The organism is Luteimonas sp. 3794 (assembly GCF_031456825.1).
In the GTDB taxonomy this organism is placed as follows: domain Bacteria; phylum Pseudomonadota; class Gammaproteobacteria; order Xanthomonadales; family Xanthomonadaceae; genus Luteimonas.
Window position 1 is genome coordinate 103,648 of record NZ_JAVDVJ010000003.1, and the last position, 17,847, is coordinate 121,494.

Sequence of the window (17,847 nt, forward strand, 5' to 3'; positions counted from 1 at the left end):
CCGGCCGGGCCCGTGCTCGCGGCACCTGACGCCCGCCTCGCGCATCGCAGCCGCGACGCGCTTGTCGACGGTGGCCTGCTGGCGGAACGGATTCCCGCGTTCCGGCCGCGTGCCGCCCAGCAGTCGCTGGCGGCGGCGGTGGCCGATGCGATCGACCAGCGCGCCACGCTGCTGGCCGAAGCAGGCACCGGCACCGGCAAGACCTTCGCCTACCTGGTCCCGGCGCTGCTGTCGGGCCTGAAGACGATCGTCTCGACCGGCACGCGCGCACTGCAGGACCAGCTGTTCCACCGCGACCTGCCGCGCGTGCGCGATGCGCTGGGCAGTGGTCTGCGCAGCGCGCTGCTCAAGGGGCGCGCGAACTATCTGTGTCTGTACCGCCTCGAGCAGGCGCGCGGCGAACCGCGGCTGACATCGCGCGAACAGATCCACCAGTTCCAACGCATCGTCACCTGGGCCGGGCGCACGCGCATGGGCGACATGGCCGAACTCGACGGTCTGCCCGAGGATACGCCGCTGCTGCCGCTGGTCACCTCGACCGTCGACAACTGCCTCGGCAATGACTGTCCGTTCTGGAGCGAGTGCTTTCTCGTGCAGGCGCGCCAGCGTGCGCAGGCGGCCGACGTCGTCGTGGTCAACCACCATCTGCTGCTGGCGGATCTGGCGCTGAAGCAGGAAGGCTTCGGCGAGATCCTGCCGGGCGCGCAGGTGTTCATCGTCGACGAAGCGCACCAGCTGCCGGAACTCGCTGCGCAGTTTTTCGGTGAGGGCATGAGTGCGCGACCGCTGGTCGAACTCGCGCGTGATGCGATTGCCGAATGCAAGGAAGTGCCCGGTGCGCTGCCGGTCCTGCAGTTGCCTGCGCATGTGCTGGAAGAAGCCACGCGCGCGCTGCGTGCGGCGATGGACGGACTGCCGCCGCGTGGCACCCGCTACCGCGCGCTGTACGAGCCGGCGGTCGAAGACGCGTTGCATGCGCTCGACGATGCATTGCTGCACTTACGCGATGCGCTCGGCCCGCTGCGCGAAGCGTCGCCCGGCTTCGACAGTTGCCATGCCCGCGCGCAGGCCTTCATCACCCGGTTGCGGCGCTGGAATGACGGCAGCGCAGCAGCGGAATCGATGTTCGACGACGAAGAGATGCCCGCCGAGGTGGCCGACGCGCCGCTGGCCGACGAAGGCGTGCTGTGGTACGAACTCACCCCGCGTGGCTTCCGCCTGCAACGCACGCCGCTCGACGTCTCGGCGCCCTTGCGCGCGCATCGCGAAGCTTCGCGCGCGGCGTGGATCTTCACCTCCGCAACGCTGGCAGTGGATGACTGCTTCGATCACATCGCCGAGCGCCTCGGCATCGAGGCGCCGCAGACGCTGCTGACGCCCAGCCCGTTCGATTGGCCCCACCAGGCGCTGTGCTACCTGCCGCCGAAACTGCCGCAGCCCTCGGCGCCTGCCTACACGCGGGCCGTGATCGATGCCGTGATGCCGGTGCTCGAAGCCTCCGGTGGCCGCGCGTTCCTGCTGTTCGCCTCGCATCGCGCACTGCGCGAAACCGCGGCGCTGCTGCGCGACGGCAGCCGCGATTGTCCATGGCCGCTGTTCGTACAGGGCGAGGCGCCGCGCCACGTGCTGCTGCAGCGCTTCCGCGAATCAGGCAACGGCGTGCTGCTGGGCGCGGCGAGTTTTCGCGAGGGCGTCGACGTCGTCGGCGGCGCGCTGAGCGTCGTGGTCATCGACAAGCTGCCCTTCGCCGCGCCGGATGATCCGGTGTTCGAGGCGCGGCTGGATGCGATCCGCCGCGCCGGCGGCAATCCGTTCCGCGACGAGCAGTTGCCGCAGGCGGTGATCGCGCTCAAGCAGGGCGTGGGCCGGCTGATCCGGACCGAGCACGATCGCGGTGTGCTGGTGCTGTGCGATCCGCGCCTGCTCGGCCGCAGCTACGGCAGCCTGTTTCTCGATTCGCTGCCACCAATGCCGCGGACGCGAGAGATTTCGACCGTGGCTGCGTTCTTCGCGAGCAGCCCGGACGCGCCGCCTGCGACAATGCCAGCGGATCCGCAGCCCGGATCCCAATTCCCGAATCCCGACGCCCTGCCGCCATGAAACTGCTCGCCTTCGAAACCGCCACAGAAGCCTGCTCCGTCGCCATCTGGGACGACGGCCGCGTGCTGGAGCGCTTCGAGATCGCGCCGCGCCGGCATGCCGAACTCGCGCTGCCATGGGCCGAGGCGCTGTTGCAAGAGGCCGGCATCGCGCGCAGCCAGCTCGACGCAGTGGCAGTGGGTCGCGGTCCCGGCGCGTTCACCGGCGTGCGCCTGGCGATCGCGCTGGTGCAGGGCATCGCGTTGGCGCTCGATCGACCGGTCGTGGCCCGTTCCACACTCGAAGTCCTGGCGATGCGCGCGCAGTCCGTGCCGGGCACGCAGGTGTTGGCCGCGATTGACGCGCGCATGGGCGAGGTCTACAGCCACGCGTTCGTCCACGAAGCCGATGGCCTGCGCGCGCTCGGCCCCGCGCGCGTGTCCGCGCCCGACGCGGTGGAACTGCCGAACGATGCGACGGCGTGGCTGGGCGTCGGCACCGGGTTTTCCGCGGTCGATGGCGGATTGCAGGCGCGACTCGGCGCGCGCTTCGCGCAGATCGACGCGAGCGCGTTGCCAAGTGCCGCCGATCTGGCGCGGATCGCGGCTGCGGCGTTCGCGCGTGGTGAGGCGATCGGGCCCGAGCGTGTCGAACCCGCCTACCTGCGCGACAACGTCGCGCTGACCCTCGTCGAACAGACCGCGCTGCGCGCGTCCCGTCGCGCCGCGCAACCCGGCACGCCGGGCGCGGCCTGATACCGGCCCTTCAAGGAGAAAGCGACATGACCGCTGCCACCCCGCCTCCATCGCCCTGGCGCGCCGGGCAGCGCGGCGCGCGCCTGCGTGGCTGGCTGCGTCGCGAAGGCCTGCCTCTGGTCTGCCTGCTCGGCCTGCTGCTCGTCGCGCGTTCGTCGCTGGCCAACCACTACCACGTGCCCAGCGGTTCGATGGAACCGACCTTGCTGCCGGGCGATCGCGTCGTCGTCGACATGCGCGCCTACGGCCTGCGCGTGCCGTTTACGCAGTGGGCGGTGTGGGATGGCGATGCCCCGGCGCGCGGTGATGTGGTGGTGTTCCGCTCGCCCGCGGACGGCATCCGCCTGATCAAGCGCGTGGTCGCCGTCGGCGGCGACCGCGTCGATCTCGTCGACGGTCGCCTCACGATCAATGGCACGCCGCTTGCCGATCGGCCCGATGCGCCCGAAGACTTCGGCGATGTGCGGGCCACACTGAATCTCGATGCCGGCGGTGGCCCCGACCTGACCGGCCTGCATGTGCCTGACGGGCAGGTGCTGGTGCTCGGCGATCACCGCGGTGCCAGCATCGACGGCCGGTATTTCGGCTTCGTACCGGCGGCCGCGATCTACGGCCAGGCGCGCGGGGTGTTCTGGCGCACGGGCGACGGCTTCGGCTGGCGGAAGCTCTAGGGTCTGTAGAGCGCGCTTGCGCGCACTGGGGCCGATCGGGCATGCCCCGTCGCGCGCAAGCGCGCTCCTACACGACGCGCGACACCGCGGGAATCGACGGCTCCTCACCGGTCGTCAATCAACTCCCCACCCGGCAGGAAATTCCAGGTCCGGGTGACATGCAGCACGTCGATCTCGTCGCCCGTCGCCGGCAGCGGCGGGTAGGGCTCGGCGAGCCGCGCGATGCGCAGCGCGGCATCGTCGAGCAGCGGCGTGCCACTGCTGCGCACGATGTCGGCACGCTCGACCGAGCCGTCGCGGCGGATCGCCACACTGATCACCAGTTCACCGGCCAACTGTCGGCGCCGCGCCTCGTCGGGATAGTTGAGGTTGCCGACGCGCTCCACGCGGTCCACCCATTGCCGCAGATAGGCGGCGTAGGCGTATTCCTGCGTGCTGGCCGACACGAACTTGCGCTTGGGCCGGCGCGCGTAACGCTCCGAGCGCATGTGGATCTCGGCCGCGAGCCGCGCCATTTCCAGATCGCGTTCGATCTTCTCCGGCCCGCGCGGCAGCGTCGAAGGCTCGGTCTGCGTGGTCGGGTCTTCGACCGGCAGCGTCGTTTCGCCGCGCGTGCTCGCGACCACGCGATCGATCGGCGGCGGCTGCGCATCGGGCGATTGCGCGCGCAGTTCCATCGGCGCGACGCCGGTGGTGTCCTGCGGCACCTGGCCGAGCTGCGCCTCGCGCGGCCGATGCGTACGTTCGTGCTCGCCGCCGCCCTGGTTGCTGGCCTGGGCGAGAAAGTCGGCCTGCGCCTGGGTCAGCGGACTCGTGGTCTCGGTCAGGATCACATCCAGCGTCGGCATCAGCGGCGCGGCGTCTTCGGTCGCGAAGCCGATCCCCAGCACCAGCAAGCCGTGGACCAGCAGCGACAGCACCAGCGTCGCGCCCAGGCGTGCGCCGTCGTCGATCTGCGGAGGCGGCGGGGCGGCCTGCATCGTCGGGCGCGCGGCGCGGGTCAGGGGGTGTGCGTTGCGACCGGGCCGCGCTCGATCGCGTCGAACAGCAGGCCGGCGATGTTGATGCCGTAGGCCGCATCGATCTCGCGGATGCAGGTCGGACTGGTGACATTGACCTCGGTCAGCCAGTCGCCGATGACGTCCAGACCGACGAACCGCATGCCGCGCGCAGCCAGCGTCGGGCCGACCTGCGCGGCGATCCAGCGGTCGCGCTCGCTCAATGGACGCGCCTCGCCGCGGCCGCCGGCGGCGAGGTTGCCGCGGAACTCGTCGCCCTGCGGAATCCGCGCCAGGCAGTAGTCGACCGGCACGCCGTCGATCAACAGGATGCGCTTGTCGCCATCAACGATCTCGCGCAGATAACGCTGCGCCATCGCGAGGCGGCGGCCCCCGTCGGTGAGTGTCTCGAGGATCACGTTGAGATTCGCGTCGCCGGCGACGGCGCGGAAGATCGAACGTCCGCCCATACCGTCGAGCGGCTTGAGCACGGCATCGCGGTGTTCGGCGACGAAGGCCTTCAGCGACGCCGCGTCGCGGCTGACCAGCGTCGGCGGACAGCACTGCGGAAATGCCAGCGCGCCCAGCTTCTCGTTCATGTCGCGCAGCCCCTGCGGATCGTTGACGATCATTGCGCCCTGCCGCTGCGCCACGCCGAGGATCTGCGTATCGCCGATGAACTCCGGGTCCACCGGCGGATCCTTGCGCATCAGCACCACGTCGCCAGCGCCGAAGCGCCGCAGCGCGGGTGTGCCGAGGGTGTACCAGTCGCCGGCGTCCTCGCGCACGGTCAGCGGCGCGGTCCGCGCGACCGCGTCGCCGCCGGTCATCGCCAGGCCGCCCGGGATCACATAATGCAGGCGATGGCCGCGGCGCTGCGCTTCGAGCAGCATCGCGAACGTCGAGTCCTTGGCGATCCTGATCGACCCGATCGGATCCATCACCACGACGACATCCAGGGACATGCGTACGACCTGCGGGCTAAGGACGGACGATCTTATCAGGGGCGGTTCCCGCCGCCGCGCCGCCACATTTCGAGGCACTGCGCACAAAGCGCGTGAAAATCTTGACAGGCCGGCGCTGCGCCGAGGTATAACTCCGTCCTGCACCGGCGCGCGAACTCCCGCGCCGCGCACCAGGGGAGATTGCATGACCAGTGACGACAAGCCGTCCGCCGGCAGCCTTGACGGGCTGCGGGTGATGGTGATCGACGACTCGAAGACCATCCGCCGTACCGCCGAGACGCTGCTGCGTCGCGAAGGGGCCGAGGTCGTCACTGCCGTCGATGGATTCGAGGCGCTCGCCAAGATCGCCGACCAGAAACCGCAGATCATCTTCGTCGACATCATGATGCCGCGGCTCGACGGCTATCAGACCTGCGCGCTGATCAAGAACAACCAGGTGTTCCGCAATACGCCGGTGATCATGTTGTCGTCCAAGGACGGCCTGTTCGACAAGGCGCGTGGCCGCATCGTCGGCTCGGAGCGCTACGTCACCAAACCATTCACGCGCGAGGAACTCCTCGACGCGATCCGTACGCACGTCAACGCCTGATCAGGGGAGAGCAGGGCATGGCACATATCCTGTTGATCGAGGATTCGCCGACCGATACCGCGGTGCTGACCCAGTGGCTGGAACGCCATGGGCATCAGGTGACCGCATCGGGCAATGCAGAGGACGGCATCGTCACGTGCAAGCGTGAGCGGCCCGACCTCGTGCTGATGGATGTGGTGTTGCCGGGCATGAGTGGCTTCCACGCCACGCGTGCGCTGGCCAAGGACGCCGACACTGCCGGCATCCCCGTCATCATCATCAGCACCAAGGGCATGGAGACGGACAAGATGTGGGGCCTGCGCCAGGGGGCGAAGGGCTATATCGTCAAGCCGCCGACCGAGGACGCGCTGATCAGTCAGGTCAACGCGGTTCTGGCGGGCTGATGTCCTCCCCGCAATCTCCCGACGCGCCCGTGGCGGGCGCGTTCGCCATCCTGGCCGAGTATGAGCGTCGCAGTCTGGCGCACAGCGTCGGCCTGCCCGACGAGCTCGATGCGCCCGGCCTGTGGCGCGGAGTCGGCTATCGGATCGGTCGGCGCATGCTCGCGTCCTCGTTCGACGAGGTCGTCGAGATCCTGCCGATGCCGCCGGTGACCGCGGTGCCCGGCGCGCAGCCCTGGGTGCTCGGGGTCGCCAACATCCGCGGCAGCCTGCTGCCGATCGTCGATCTCAAGCAGTTCCTCGAAGGCGAGCGCACCGTGCTGCAGGAGAGCCAGCGCGTGCTGATCGTGCGCCAGACCGGCGGCGACGTCGCACTGACGATCGACGAACTGTTCGGCCAGCGCAGCTTCCTCGAGGAAGACGAGGTGTCGGCCGAACGTATCGCAGAAGGCCGCTACGGCCATTTCGTCGACCGCGCGTACGCGCATGCCAATGCGACCTGGGGCGTCTTCAGTTTCGAACGTCTCGGTCGCACCCCGGAATTCAGACACGCCGCGGCCTGATGGCCGCCGTCGCACACCGCATCAGAAACGGACAGCCCGCATGAGCACAGCCGCCGACACCCTCACCGTCAAACGTCGCACCTTCGGCACCAACTTCTGGGTCGTGATGCTGATCGTCGCCGGCACCATCCTGGTGCTCAATACCGGCTACGGCACGTGGAAGGCCTCGCGCCTGGGCGGCGCCAGTACCGCGGCCTCGAACCTGCGTGTGGACAGCCAGCGTCTGGCCAACCAGGGCAGCGATGCGGTACGCGGCAACGCAGCGGCGTTCGCGACCTTCAATGCCACGCGCGCGCAGATCGACGGGGACATCCAGCAGCTCAATGCGGGCTTCGGCGACACGACCGGCGTGGCCGGGCCGGTGGCCAAGGTCACCGAGACCTGGACGCCGCTCGCCGCGAGCGCGCAGCGACTGGCCGACAGCGAGGCCGCGGTGACCGCGTTCGCCGGTCAGGCCCAGCGCTTCAGCCAGGGCGTGCCGCAGCTGCAGGCCCTGCTCGACGAACTGGTGCGTGCGATGTCGAGCAGCGGCTCGCCGTCCTCGCAGGTCTACATGGCGCTGCGCCAGGTGGTGATCGCTGGCGACATGGCGCGCCGCGTGACCGAGGTGCAGGCCGGCGGCGCCGGCGCGGCGATCGCGGGCCAGGGCCTGCGTCGCAATGCGGAAGACTTCCAGCAGGTCATGACCGGCCTGCGTGAGGGTGATCCCTCGCGTGAACTGCAGGCATTGACCAACGGCAACGCGCTGGCCGCGCTGACCCGCGCCGACGAAACCTGGACGCAGATGCGTGCCGAACTCGAAGCCATCCTCGGCAGCAGCGAACAGCTGTTCCAGGCCCAGGCGGCCGCCGGTGCGCTGGTGTCGGGGTCCGACCAGCTGCTGACCGACAGCGAGGCGTTGTTCAATGCCTTCACCGCATTCGGCTCGCTGACCGACCGCAGCATCCTGGGCAACATCTGGATCAGCATTGTGTCCGGCCTGGTCGCACTGATCGCCATCGCCGGTCTGCTCGTGTCGCTCAACCGCGCGCAGCGCGAGCGCTACGAGACCACGATGGAGCTCAACAACCGCAACCAGGAGGCGATCATGCGCCTGCTGGATGAAATGGGTTCGCTCGCCGAAGGCGATCTGACGGTCAAGGCAACCGTCACCGAGGACATGACCGGCGCGATCGCCGACTCGATCAACTTCGCGATCGAGCAGCTGCGCAGCCTCGTGCAGACGATCAACGACACCTCGGTGCAGGTCGCCTCCAGCGCGCAGGAAACCCAAGCCACCGCGATGCATCTGGCCGAGGCGGCCGAGCATCAGGAACAGGAAATCAATTCCGCATCGGACCGGATCAGCGAGATCGCGGTCAGCATCGATCAGGTCTCGAAGAACTCGGCCGAATCGGCCGACGTGGCGCAGCGCTCGGTGCAGATCGCGACCAAGGGCGCGGGCGTGGTGCGCGAGACGATCGCCGGCATGGACTCGATCCGCGACCAGATCCAGGAAACTTCCAAGCGCATCAAGCGCCTGGGCGAAAGCTCGCAGGAGATCGGCTCGATCGTCGAGCTGATCAACGACATCTCCGAGCAGACCAACATCCTCGCGCTCAACGCCGCGATCCAGGCGGCGTCCGCGGGTGAAGCCGGTCGCGGCTTCGCGGTCGTGGCCGACGAAGTGCAGCGCCTCGCGGAACGCGCCACCAATGCCACGCGCCGTATCGAAACGCTGGTGCAGACGATCCAGTCCGACACCAACGAGGCGGTGACCTCGATGGAGCAGACGACATCCGAGGTGGTCGCCGGTGCGCGCCTGGCCGAGGACGCCGGCACGGCGCTTGGCGAGATCGAAAGCGTCTCGACCAATCTCGCCGACCTCATCCAGGGCATCTCCTCGGCGGCGCATCAGCAGTCGTCGGCCGCGACCAACATCACCACGGCGATGCTCACCATCCAGTCGATCACCAAGCAGACCTCGCAGGGCGCGAACCAGACCGCGGCGTCGATCGGCAATCTCGCGCAGCTGGCCTCGGACCTGCGTCGTTCGGTCGCCGACTTCAAGCTGCCGGCCTGAGCCACGGAACGGATTTCATGACCGTCTGCTTCATTCGCGCGTACGCGTGCGGCGTCCTGCGCGGAGTGGCCGCATGAGCGGGCTGCGCGATGCCATCGACCACACCATGCTCGGCTGGATCAAGCCCGAGCTGGACGAAGTGCTGCGCCAGGCACGCATCGAACTGGAGAGCTTCGTCGAAGCGCCTGACGATCCGGGCCGGATGCGGCTGTGCGCCGGCTATCTGCACCAGGCGCAGGGCACGCTGCGGATGGTCGAGCTCTACGCACCCGCGATGGTCGTCGAGGAAATGGAGCGGCTGACCGATGCGCTGCGCGATGATGCGACCGCCGACCGTGACATCGCCTCGGCTGCATTGCTGCGCGGCATGCTGTTGCTGCCCGACTACCTCGAGCGCCTGCAAGGCGGGCATCGCGACATCCCGATCGTCCTGTTGCCGCTGCTCAACGAACTGCGCGCGGCGCGTGGCGAGACCGGGCTGAGCGAGAGCATCCTGTTCGCCCCCGATCTGGCGCGCGCATTGCCCGAGACCGCGCCGGTCGAGGATGCCGGCATTGCGCCGGACGCCGCCTTGCGACAGCTTCGCGTCGCCCTGCAGGCCTGGCCTGCGACCGGCAGCCCCGACGATACCGGCGCCCTGGTCGCCGGACTCTCGGCACTGTCCGCCCAGGCCGGCTCGGACACCCAGCGGCGCATGCTGTGGGTGGCCGTGCGCGTTGCCGAAGCGCTGGCCGATGGCGCGTTCGCGCCGGCCACCCATTCCGCGCTGCGCCAGGTGTTTGCCGGCGTTGAACGTGAAGTGCGCCAGTACGCACAGGCGCCGCGGCTCGATGCCACCCTGGCCGACGGCGCGCAGGAGCCCACGCGTCAGCTGCTCTATCACGTCGCCCACAACGACGCCGCGCATCCCGCGCTCGACGCGCTGCGCGAGGCTTTCGACCTGCAGGCACATCTGCCGAGCGAGGCCGAACTCGAACACGCACGCGGCAGTCTCGGTGGTCGCAACCGCGCGCTCCTCGACACGGTGGCAGCCGCGGTCAAGGAAGACCTGCTGCGGGTCAAGGATGCGCTCGACCTGCACCTGCGCACCGGCTCCAACGACATCGCCGGCCTGCAACCGCAGGTCGAGGTGCTGGCCGGCGTTGCCGACACGCTCGGCATGCTGGGGCTGGGCGCGGCGCGTACCGTCGTGCAGCAGCAGCGCGACACGATGCGCAGCATCGTCGGCGGCACCACGCCGGCCAGCGAAGACACCTTGCTCGACGTGGCCGGTGCGCTGCTCTATGTCGATGCGACACTCGACGACCAGGTCTCGCGCCTCGGCTCGGAGGTGACTGACGGCAGCGACGACACGCTCGCCGTCGAGGCGCAACAGTCGATGACGGTGCTGATGCGCGAGGCCATCGCCAATTTCTCCGATGCGCGTCAGGCGCTGGTCGCGTTCGTCGAGACCAGTTGGGATCACGCCGAGCTGCAGGAAGTGCCGCGCCTACTGGCCGAAGTGGGCGGTGCGCTGTCGATACTGGAGCTCCCGCAGGCCGCCAGCTATCTGGCCGGCGTACGTCTGTATGTGGAGCGCGAGTTGCTCGCGCGCCAACGCGTCCCCAATGGGCGCCAGCTCGACACCTTCGCCGATGCACTGGCGAGCCTGGAGTATTACCTCGAGGCGTTGCGCGAGCAGCGTCCCAATCGCGCCGACATCCTGGACATCGCGCGCAGCGCGCTGGAGGCGTTGGGCTACTGGCCGCTGCCTGCCGCGAGCGCGGTGGTCGACACCGCGAAACCGAATCCGTTCGATAGCGATGCCAGCGGGGCGGCAGGATTCGATCTCGCCCAGCTCGCGCGCGGCATCGATGTCTGGCAGCCGCCAGCCCCCGTGGCCGACCGTGCGTCCGCGGCGCCCGCAGCTGTCGCGGATGCAGCGCCCACGCCGCACACGCCACCAGTACGCGATGCCGTCGGCGGATTCGAGGACGTCGGCGACGAGATCGACGACGAGATCCGGGAAGTGTTCCTGGAGGAATTCGCCGGCGAGATCGAGAACCTCGACGCCCTGTTGCCGTCGTGGCGCGCGCAGCCGGACAACATCGAACTGGTGCGCCCGATCCGCCGCGTGTTCCATACGCTCAAGGGCAGCGGCCGCCTGGTGGGTGCCAAGGCGCTCGGTGAGTTCAGCTGGTCCATCGAGACGCTGCTCAACCGGGTGATCGATGGCCGCTCCGCGACGCCCGCGGTGGTCGAGATGGTCGACCAGGCGTTCTATGCGCTCCCCGGACTGCAGGCGGTGCTGCGCGGCGAAGCCACGCTGCGCACCGACCTGGAAGCGATGCAGGCCGACGCGGCGCGCATCGCGGCCGGCGACGATGCGATGCCGGCGCGTCGGCCGGCGCCGGCATCCGACCCGGTTGCGCCCGAGGGGAGTGGCATCGCGACGGCAGCGTCCATCGTGGAAGACCCGCGTGCCGTGGCCGCATCGGGTGAGGACGCGCTCGAGCCTGCCACCGAGGCGGCGCTTGCGACCGCGTCCGACGAACTTGAAACCGTGCCGGCGTCCGTGGATGCGCTGCTGCTGGAAATCCTCGACAACGAGGTCCAGGGGCATCTGCAGGCCGTGGGCGACTGGCTCGGTGCGATCGACGCGGGCGTACCCGCCGATGGCGAGCGGCTGGTGCGTGCGCTGCATACCATGCACGGCGCATTCGCCATGGCCGAGGTGCCGGCGATCGGCCTGCTGCTCGGACCCGCGGAAGAATATGCCCGCCGGCTCGTGGCGGCCGGCACGGTGCCCGAGCCCGACGTCGCGCCAGTGCTCGACGCGGTCTGCGTTGCCGCGCGCGAAGCGCTGCGACAGCTGCACGAACCCGAACCGCGCATCGCGGTGCTGACCGGACTTGCCGCCGAGGTGGGCGCCTTGCGCGACCGGCTGCCCGAAGCGCCGATCGAGCGGTTCGAGTTCGATTTGCCCGACGACATCGACGCGCTTGACGATCTGTCCGATTCGACCTCGATCGCACTCGGCGACGATGCGCAGGCGGACCGGGCGCAGCTGCACGACGATGATGGCGACGCGGCCGGGCTGGCTGCGCACGCGGATGACGGGCTCGCGGAACACGAAGATTTCGATGCCGATCGTCTCGACGCCGGACATCCCGAGACTGCAGGTCTTGAGCAGGCACGGCTGGAGGCCGAACAGCAGGCTGAAGTCGAACGCCTCGAGGCCGAGCGTGTCGAGAACGCCCGGCTCGAGCAGGCGCGCCTCGAGGCAGAACGTATCGAGAACGCCCGACTGGAGCAGGAACGTCTCGAGGCCGAGCGCCTGGTGCAGATGGAGGCCGAACACCAGGCCGAACGCGCCCGGCTCGAAGCGGAGCGGCTCGAGAACGTGCGTCTGGAGCAGGCGCGTGTCGACGCCGAGCGCCTAGCGCAGGCGCAGGCGCAGGCCGAACAGGCTGAAGCCGCCCGGATCGAAGACGCGCGTCTGGAAACCGCGCGCCTCGAGCAGGTGCGCCTGGACGCCGAACGTCGCGCGCTGGAAGACGCCGAACTCGCGGAACGCGCGCGTCAGGAAGCCGAGCGTCTCGAAGCCGAACGGCTGGAAGAGGAGCGGCTCGCCGCTGAGTTGGCTGCGCAGGATGGTGCCGAGCAGGCGGCCCGCGCGCGACTGGCGTTTGAAAGTGCGGAAGCCGAACGCCTGGCCGCAGAGCAGCTGGTCCACGATCTTCCGGCGAGCGGACATGCCGCCGTGTCGGATGCCTCGTCGGCAGAGCCGGAGCCGCCCACCCCCGCACTCGGGGACGCGGCGCGTCAGGCCGAGGCCGCACGCGTCGCGACCGAAGCGTTCGAGATCTTGCGGGGTCAGGCCCATATCGACGCCAGCGTGCTGGCCGCCGAACGCAACCGCTTCGAGCAGGATGAAGCGGCGCGTCGTCATCGGGATGCCGCAGCCGCGATCGGCGCGGACGATGTGGGTACACACGGGAGCGATGCGCCGACAATCGATTCCGGTCACGCTCCCGATGTCGATGTCGATGTCGAATCGAGCCAAGACATCGCCGCAGCGGATGCGATCGAGCCGATCGACGTGGCCGCAGACGCACCGGTTTCAACCGAGGCGACCGACTCGGTCGATGTGGAACCGCCCGTGGACGCGGCTGGCGCGCCAGCCGACGCCGGCGATGCAGCACTGCAACCAGACGCCGACGCTATCGACGACACGTTGACGCTGCCGGAACACGGCGAGGACGTCGCGGCGCACGATGCCGAGCGCGAGAGCCTCGACGCAACCGCTGCCTCGGCGGAACGGTTCGACACTGAAGTGGAGCCCGCGGACGGTACCGGCATCTCCGCCGAAGCACAGGCCGAGGCTGAAATCGAAGCTGAAGCTTTCGAGGATCCGTCCGGTTCCGGGCAGGCGCACGACCTGCCTGCCAGCGAGGATGATCCGGATGCGCCGCTGTCGCTTGAAGGTCTCGATCCTGAACTGATCGACATCTTCGTCGAGGAAGGTATCGACCTGCTCGACCACGCCGACGGTCTGCTGGCGCAGCTGCGGGATGCACCGGACAACCGCGACGCGGTCGCCGGTCTGCAGCGTGACCTGCATACGCTCAAGGGCGGCGCGCGCATGGCGGGCCTGATGGAAATTGGTGAGCTGGGCCATGCCATGGAGACGCTGCTCGAAGCGGTGGCCGAGCGCCAGCGCACGCTGCGCCGTGGCGATGTGGTGCTGCTCGAACGCGGCTTCGACCGTCTGCACACGATGGTGACCCGCGCCGGCGACCGGCGCGCGATCGGCCCGTCGCAGGCGCTGGTCGATGCGTTCAGTGGCAAGCGCACGGGCGACACACCTGCCGAATCGCCAGTGGCCGGACGTGACGGGCCTAAACTCGAACTGGCACCGCTGTCGGCGCCGCTCCCGCTCGACAGCGATGCGGCGGACGATGAGGACACCGCGCTGCGTGGTTCCCAGGAGCAGGTGCGCATCCGCGCCGACCTGCTCGACAAGCTGGTCACCTACGCGGGCGAGGTGGCGATCTACCGTGCGCGCCTGGAGCAGCAGCTCGGCGCGTTCCGCGGCGCGATGAACGAGCTCGCGCAGACCAATACACGTCTGCGCGACCAGCTGCGTCGTCTCGACATCGAGACCGAGGCGCAGATCGTCGCGCGCTACCAGCGCGAGGGTGAGGTCTCCGACACCACGTTCGATCCGCTGGAGCTCGACCGGTTCTCGACGCTGCAGCAGCTGTCGCGTGCGCTCAGCGAGACCGCGTCGGACTTCGGCAGCCTGCAGCAGATGCTCGACGACCAGACCCGTCAGTACGAGACCTTGCTGACCCAGCAGTCGCGGGTGAGCTCGGACTTGCAGGAAGGCCTGATGCGCACGCGCATGGTGCCGTTCGACGGTCTGGTGCCACGCCTGCGCCGCGTGGTCCGCCAGGCCGCCCAGGACACCGGCAAGCAGGTGCAGCTGCGTCTCGAAGGCACGCAGGGCGAGCTGGACCGCAACGTGCTTGAACGCATGGTCTCGCCGCTGGAGCACATGCTGCGCAATGCAGTCGCGCACGGTCTGGAGGCGCCCGAGGCGCGTCGCAGCGCCGGCAAGGCCGTCGAGGGCAGCATCCGCATCGCAGTCCGCCGCGAAGGCTCGGAAGTGGTGCTGGAAGTGAGCGACGACGGCGCCGGTCTCGACCGCGCCGCGATCCGCCGCCGTGCCGAGGAACGCGGCCTGCTGCAGCCGAACGCCGACATCGCAGACATCGATCTGGATGCGCTGATCCTGCAACCGGGCTTCTCGACCGCCACCGAAGTCAGCCGGCTTGCCGGCCGCGGCGTCGGCATGGACATCGTCGCCGGTGAAGTGCGCCAGCTCGGCGGCACGTTCGACATCCACTCGCGCCAGGGGGCCGGCACCACCTTCACCCTGCGCCTGCCGCAGACCCTGGCCGTCACCCAGGCTGCGTTCGTGCGGATCGGCGAGACCAGCTTCGCGGTGCCGATCGCTTCGGTGCGCGGTGTCGGACGCGTCGCACGCAATGAAGCCACGCCCGGTGCCATCTACCGTTACGGTGGCGAGGACTACGCGCTGCACGACCTGGGCCGGCTGGTGGGGCAACCGCCCGCACGCGCCGAGGGCCAGCTGCAGATGCCCTTGCTGCTGATCCGCGCCGGCGACCTGCGCGCGGCAGTGGCGGTCGATGAGATCGTCGGCAACAAGGAAATCGTGGTGAAGCCGGTCGGTCCGCAGATCACCTCGATCCCGGGCATCTTCGGCGCGACCATCATGGGCGATGGCCGCGTGGTCGTGATCCTCGACATCGCACCGCTGGTGCGCCGCTACCTCACGCAGCCCGCGCAGCCAGACGCGCCGGTGCAGGCGGCGGAACCGGCGATCGAGCGTCGCGCGGTACCGCTGGTGATGGTGGTCGACGATTCGGTGACGATGCGCAAGGTCACCGGACGGGTGCTGGAGCGTCACAACTTCGAGGTCGTGACCGCGAAGGACGGCCTCGATGCACTCGAGCGCATGGATGAGCGCGTGCCCGATCTGATGCTGCTCGACATCGAAATGCCACGCATGGACGGCTACGAACTGGCGACGCACATGAAGGCCGATCCGCGCCTGCGCGATGTGCACATCATGATGATCACCTCGCGTACCGGCGAGAAGCATCGCCAGCGCGCGTTCGAGATCGGCGTCGACCGCTATCTCGGCAAGCCCTATCAGGAACCCGAGTTGCTGCGCCACGTCTACGAGCTGCTGAAGCTGGAGCGCGACGATGACTGATGCGATCCGGACCGTCGTGCTGGCGCGTGCGGGCACAGCCTGCGACCGCGTCGTCGAAGCGCTGACCGAAGCGGGCGCGGAGCTGGTCGCGACCCTCGATCCGTCGCAGCACACGCCCGACGCGCTCGAGACACTGGCGCCCGCGGTGTTGCTGGTGGTGCTCGATCCTGCCGACGAGGACGCGCTCGAGCCCTTCGAGCCTGCCTTCGCTGCGCCCGGCCGCACCGTGATTTTCGAGGAAGCCGCGCTGGTGCTGCAACGCACCGGCTGGGACGCCGCCCGTTGGGTCCGACATCTGGCGGCCAAGCTGCGCGGCGTCGGCGACGTGCTGCCGCCTTCGACGGCCAGCGATGCGCCGGTGGATGACGCGCCGCTGACATTGGAGTTCGATGCGCACACCGACGCGGCTTTGTTTGTATCTTCGGATGCATCGGGAACGCTGGATATCGAGGCGCCCCCCGTCACTGAATCGACATCCGACGACGTGACGCATCTAGCGTTCGATCCGGTCGCGGCCGAATTCGATGCGCCGCCGAGCGTGCAGCAGCCTGACGTGGAATTCAGTTTCGATTTCGAGCTGGCCGATTACGACGAAACCAGCTACACCCCGCCAGCCGCGCCGCCGGGCGAGGTGCGTGATCTCAGCGAGAATCTGGCGGCGTGGTCGGATGCGCCTGCACAAGCGCCGACGACAGCGTCAGAAAGTGCTGCTGCGAGCGTTGTCGAAGCAGAGGCGGGTGTCGAGACGCGCGTCGATCAGACGCCCGAAGCGTCCCTGGAACCAACGCCCGAACCCCTGACATTGCTCGATGGCGACGCGTTGCCCTCGTTCCGTTCCGCGGCGCCTGTCGACGATGACGCGCGCCCAGCCGCCACGCCGGCCAAGACGCTGGCGCGCGATCTGTCCGAGCTCGAGTCGCGCATCTCCGGCTTGAGCCTCACCGATACCGACAGCTATGGCCACGGTCCGATCAAGGGCGTGGTGCTGATCGCCGGCGGTCTCGGCGGACCCGACGCGGTGCGACAGTTGCTTGGCGCCTTGCCGGAAGGTTTTCCGCGCCCGGTGCTGGTGCGCTTGCAGCTCGACGGTGGGCGTTACGACCGGCTCGTGCGGCAGATGGAACGCGCGGCCGCGATGCCGGTGCAGCTCGCCGAGGCGGGCATGACGATCTCGCCCGGTGAGATCTATTTCTTGCCGCCGGATCTGTTGCCGGTCGCAGTCAAGGGTGCACTGCACTTCGCAGAGACCGCCGACATCGCCGCGCTGGCCGATGCCGTGCCGGCCGATGACAGCGCGTTGCTGTTTCTCAGCGGCGCCGATCCTGCGCTGGTCGACGTGGCGATGGGGCCCGCATGGCAGGGCGCGCTGGTCGGCGGCCAGAGCGAGGAAGGCTGCTACGACTCGGCCGCGGCGCGTGCAGTGGCGCAGCGCGGCGGTCCCTCGGGGAGCCCGACCGACATCGCCGACTGGTTGATCACGCGCTGGATGCCCAGCGCGCGACGTTTCGATTCCGGAGAGTTGTCGCTGTGAGCGCACATCAAGAAATCCGCGGCGTGCTGATCCGCGCCGGTACCACGCAGCTGCTGCTGCCCAATGCGACGATTTCCGAAGTGCTTTCGTATTCGCCGCCCGAAGCGATGGCCAACGCGCCCGACTGGCTGCTGGGCCGCCTGCGCTGGCGTGGCTGGCGTCTGCCGCTGGTCGCGTTTCCGATGCTGTCGAAGCAGGGCGACGAACGCGCCGAGCTGGCCAGCAAGGTGGTCGTGCTCAAGACGCTCGGCGGTGATGCGCGTCTGCCGTTCTTCGCGCTGCTGGCCGAGGGATTCCCGCGACTGGTGACGATTTCCGAAGCACACCTGCTCGACGAGTCCGACGGCGAAGGCGATGCGCTGCCGTTCGCAGTGCGCGCCCGCGTACGCCTCAACGACGACATTGCGCTGATCCCCGACATCGACCTGATCGAACAGTCGGTGCGCGAGGCGCTGGCCGCCTGAACTGCC

Annotated in this window: 12 protein-coding genes; 10 read left to right on the forward strand and 2 right to left on the reverse strand. The window is 69.1% G+C overall.

Features of this window, described 5'->3' with window-relative positions; all coding sequences use genetic code 11:
- Positions 1 to 12: 12 nt before the first annotated feature.
- The 3 genes from J2X52_RS06630 to lepB are packed head-to-tail and all read left to right on the forward strand — an operon-like array spanning position 13 to position 3,505.
- Positions 13 to 2,100: an ATP-dependent DNA helicase gene (locus tag J2X52_RS06630; protein ID WP_310150538.1), complete on the forward strand. Its 2,088-nt coding sequence runs from the start codon at positions 13 to 15 to the stop codon at positions 2,098 to 2,100.
- The gene (gene tsaB / locus J2X52_RS06635; protein WP_310150541.1) at positions 2,097 to 2,834 is read left to right on the forward strand and encodes a tRNA (adenosine(37)-N6)-threonylcarbamoyltransferase complex dimerization subunit type 1 TsaB; all 738 of its coding nucleotides are present in this window, start codon (positions 2,097 to 2,099) and stop codon (positions 2,832 to 2,834) included. Before J2X52_RS06630 ends, tsaB begins: the two co-directional genes overlap by 4 nt.
- A 26-nt stretch (positions 2,835 to 2,860) precedes the next feature.
- Positions 2,861 to 3,505 (forward strand): signal peptidase I, encoded by a 645-nt coding sequence (lepB, locus tag J2X52_RS06640; RefSeq protein ID WP_310150543.1) that lies wholly within the window; start codon positions 2,861 to 2,863, stop codon positions 3,503 to 3,505.
- A 104-nt stretch (positions 3,506 to 3,609) separates the two neighbouring features.
- Here lepB and J2X52_RS06645 read toward each other — a convergent pair whose 3' ends face one another.
- Together J2X52_RS06645 and gshB are read right to left on the reverse strand one after the other, a co-directional pair.
- Positions 3,610 to 4,485 carry an energy transducer TonB gene (locus J2X52_RS06645; protein ID WP_310150546.1) on the reverse strand — a complete coding sequence of 292 codons (876 nt, stop codon included), beginning with the start codon at positions 4,483 to 4,485 and terminating at the stop codon, positions 3,610 to 3,612.
- Positions 4,486 to 4,505: 20 nt separating this feature from the next.
- Positions 4,506 to 5,468, reverse strand: coding sequence for a glutathione synthase (gshB, locus tag J2X52_RS06650; RefSeq protein ID WP_310150549.1), 963 nt, complete (start codon positions 5,466 to 5,468; stop codon positions 4,506 to 4,508).
- Positions 5,469 to 5,652: 184 nt separating this feature from the next.
- Between gshB and pilG the strand changes: the two genes are divergently transcribed.
- The 7 genes from pilG (at position 5,653) to J2X52_RS06685 (ending at position 17,841) form a co-directional block, all read left to right on the forward strand.
- A complete protein-coding gene (gene pilG / locus J2X52_RS06655; RefSeq protein ID WP_310150553.1) occupies positions 5,653 to 6,057 on the forward strand; it encodes a twitching motility response regulator PilG in 405 nt (134 codons plus the stop codon).
- A 17-nt stretch (positions 6,058 to 6,074) separates the two neighbouring features.
- Positions 6,075 to 6,440, forward strand: coding sequence for a response regulator (locus tag J2X52_RS06660; protein ID WP_310150556.1), 366 nt, complete (start codon positions 6,075 to 6,077; stop codon positions 6,438 to 6,440).
- A 29-nt stretch (positions 6,441 to 6,469) separates the two neighbouring features.
- Entirely contained in the window at positions 6,470 to 7,000 is a 531-nt protein-coding gene (locus J2X52_RS06665; protein ID WP_310151198.1) for a chemotaxis protein CheW, read from the forward strand.
- A gap of 40 nt (positions 7,001 to 7,040) precedes the next feature.
- Positions 7,041 to 9,062: a methyl-accepting chemotaxis protein gene (locus tag J2X52_RS06670; RefSeq protein ID WP_310150559.1), complete on the forward strand. Its 2,022-nt coding sequence runs from the start codon at positions 7,041 to 7,043 to the stop codon at positions 9,060 to 9,062.
- A gap of 73 nt (positions 9,063 to 9,135) precedes the next feature.
- Complete coding sequence (locus J2X52_RS06675; RefSeq protein ID WP_310150563.1) at positions 9,136 to 15,846, forward strand: Hpt domain-containing protein; 6,711 nt, start codon at positions 9,136 to 9,138, stop codon at positions 15,844 to 15,846.
- The gene (locus tag J2X52_RS06680; RefSeq protein ID WP_310150565.1) at positions 15,839 to 17,377 is read left to right on the forward strand and encodes a chemotaxis protein CheB; all 1,539 of its coding nucleotides are present in this window, start codon (positions 15,839 to 15,841) and stop codon (positions 17,375 to 17,377) included. The genes J2X52_RS06675 and J2X52_RS06680 overlap by 8 nt, the downstream gene beginning before the upstream one ends.
- A complete protein-coding gene (locus tag J2X52_RS06685; RefSeq protein ID WP_310150568.1) occupies positions 17,374 to 17,841 on the forward strand; it encodes a chemotaxis protein CheW in 468 nt (155 codons plus the stop codon). The genes J2X52_RS06680 and J2X52_RS06685 overlap by 4 nt, the downstream gene beginning before the upstream one ends.
- Positions 17,842 to 17,847 lie beyond the last annotated feature (6 nt).

Coding starts and splice junctions, on each gene's coding strand:
- tsaB (WP_310150541.1), top strand. CDS start 2,097: ATGAAACTGCTCGCCTTCGAAACCGCCACAGAAGCCTGCTCCGTCGCC.
- lepB (WP_310150543.1), top strand. CDS start 2,861: ATGACCGCTGCCACCCCGCCTCCATCGCCCTGGCGCGCCGGGCAGCGC.
- J2X52_RS06645 (WP_310150546.1), bottom strand. CDS start 4,485: ATGCAGGCCGCCCCGCCGCCTCCGCAGATCGACGACGGCGCACGCCTG.
- gshB (WP_310150549.1), bottom strand. CDS start 5,468: ATGTCCCTGGATGTCGTCGTGGTGATGGATCCGATCGGGTCGATCAGG.
- pilG (WP_310150553.1), top strand. CDS start 5,653: ATGACCAGTGACGACAAGCCGTCCGCCGGCAGCCTTGACGGGCTGCGG.
- J2X52_RS06660 (WP_310150556.1), top strand. CDS start 6,075: ATGGCACATATCCTGTTGATCGAGGATTCGCCGACCGATACCGCGGTG.
- J2X52_RS06670 (WP_310150559.1), top strand. CDS start 7,041: ATGAGCACAGCCGCCGACACCCTCACCGTCAAACGTCGCACCTTCGGC.
- J2X52_RS06675 (WP_310150563.1), top strand. CDS start 9,136: ATGAGCGGGCTGCGCGATGCCATCGACCACACCATGCTCGGCTGGATC.
- J2X52_RS06680 (WP_310150565.1), top strand. CDS start 15,839: ATGACTGATGCGATCCGGACCGTCGTGCTGGCGCGTGCGGGCACAGCC.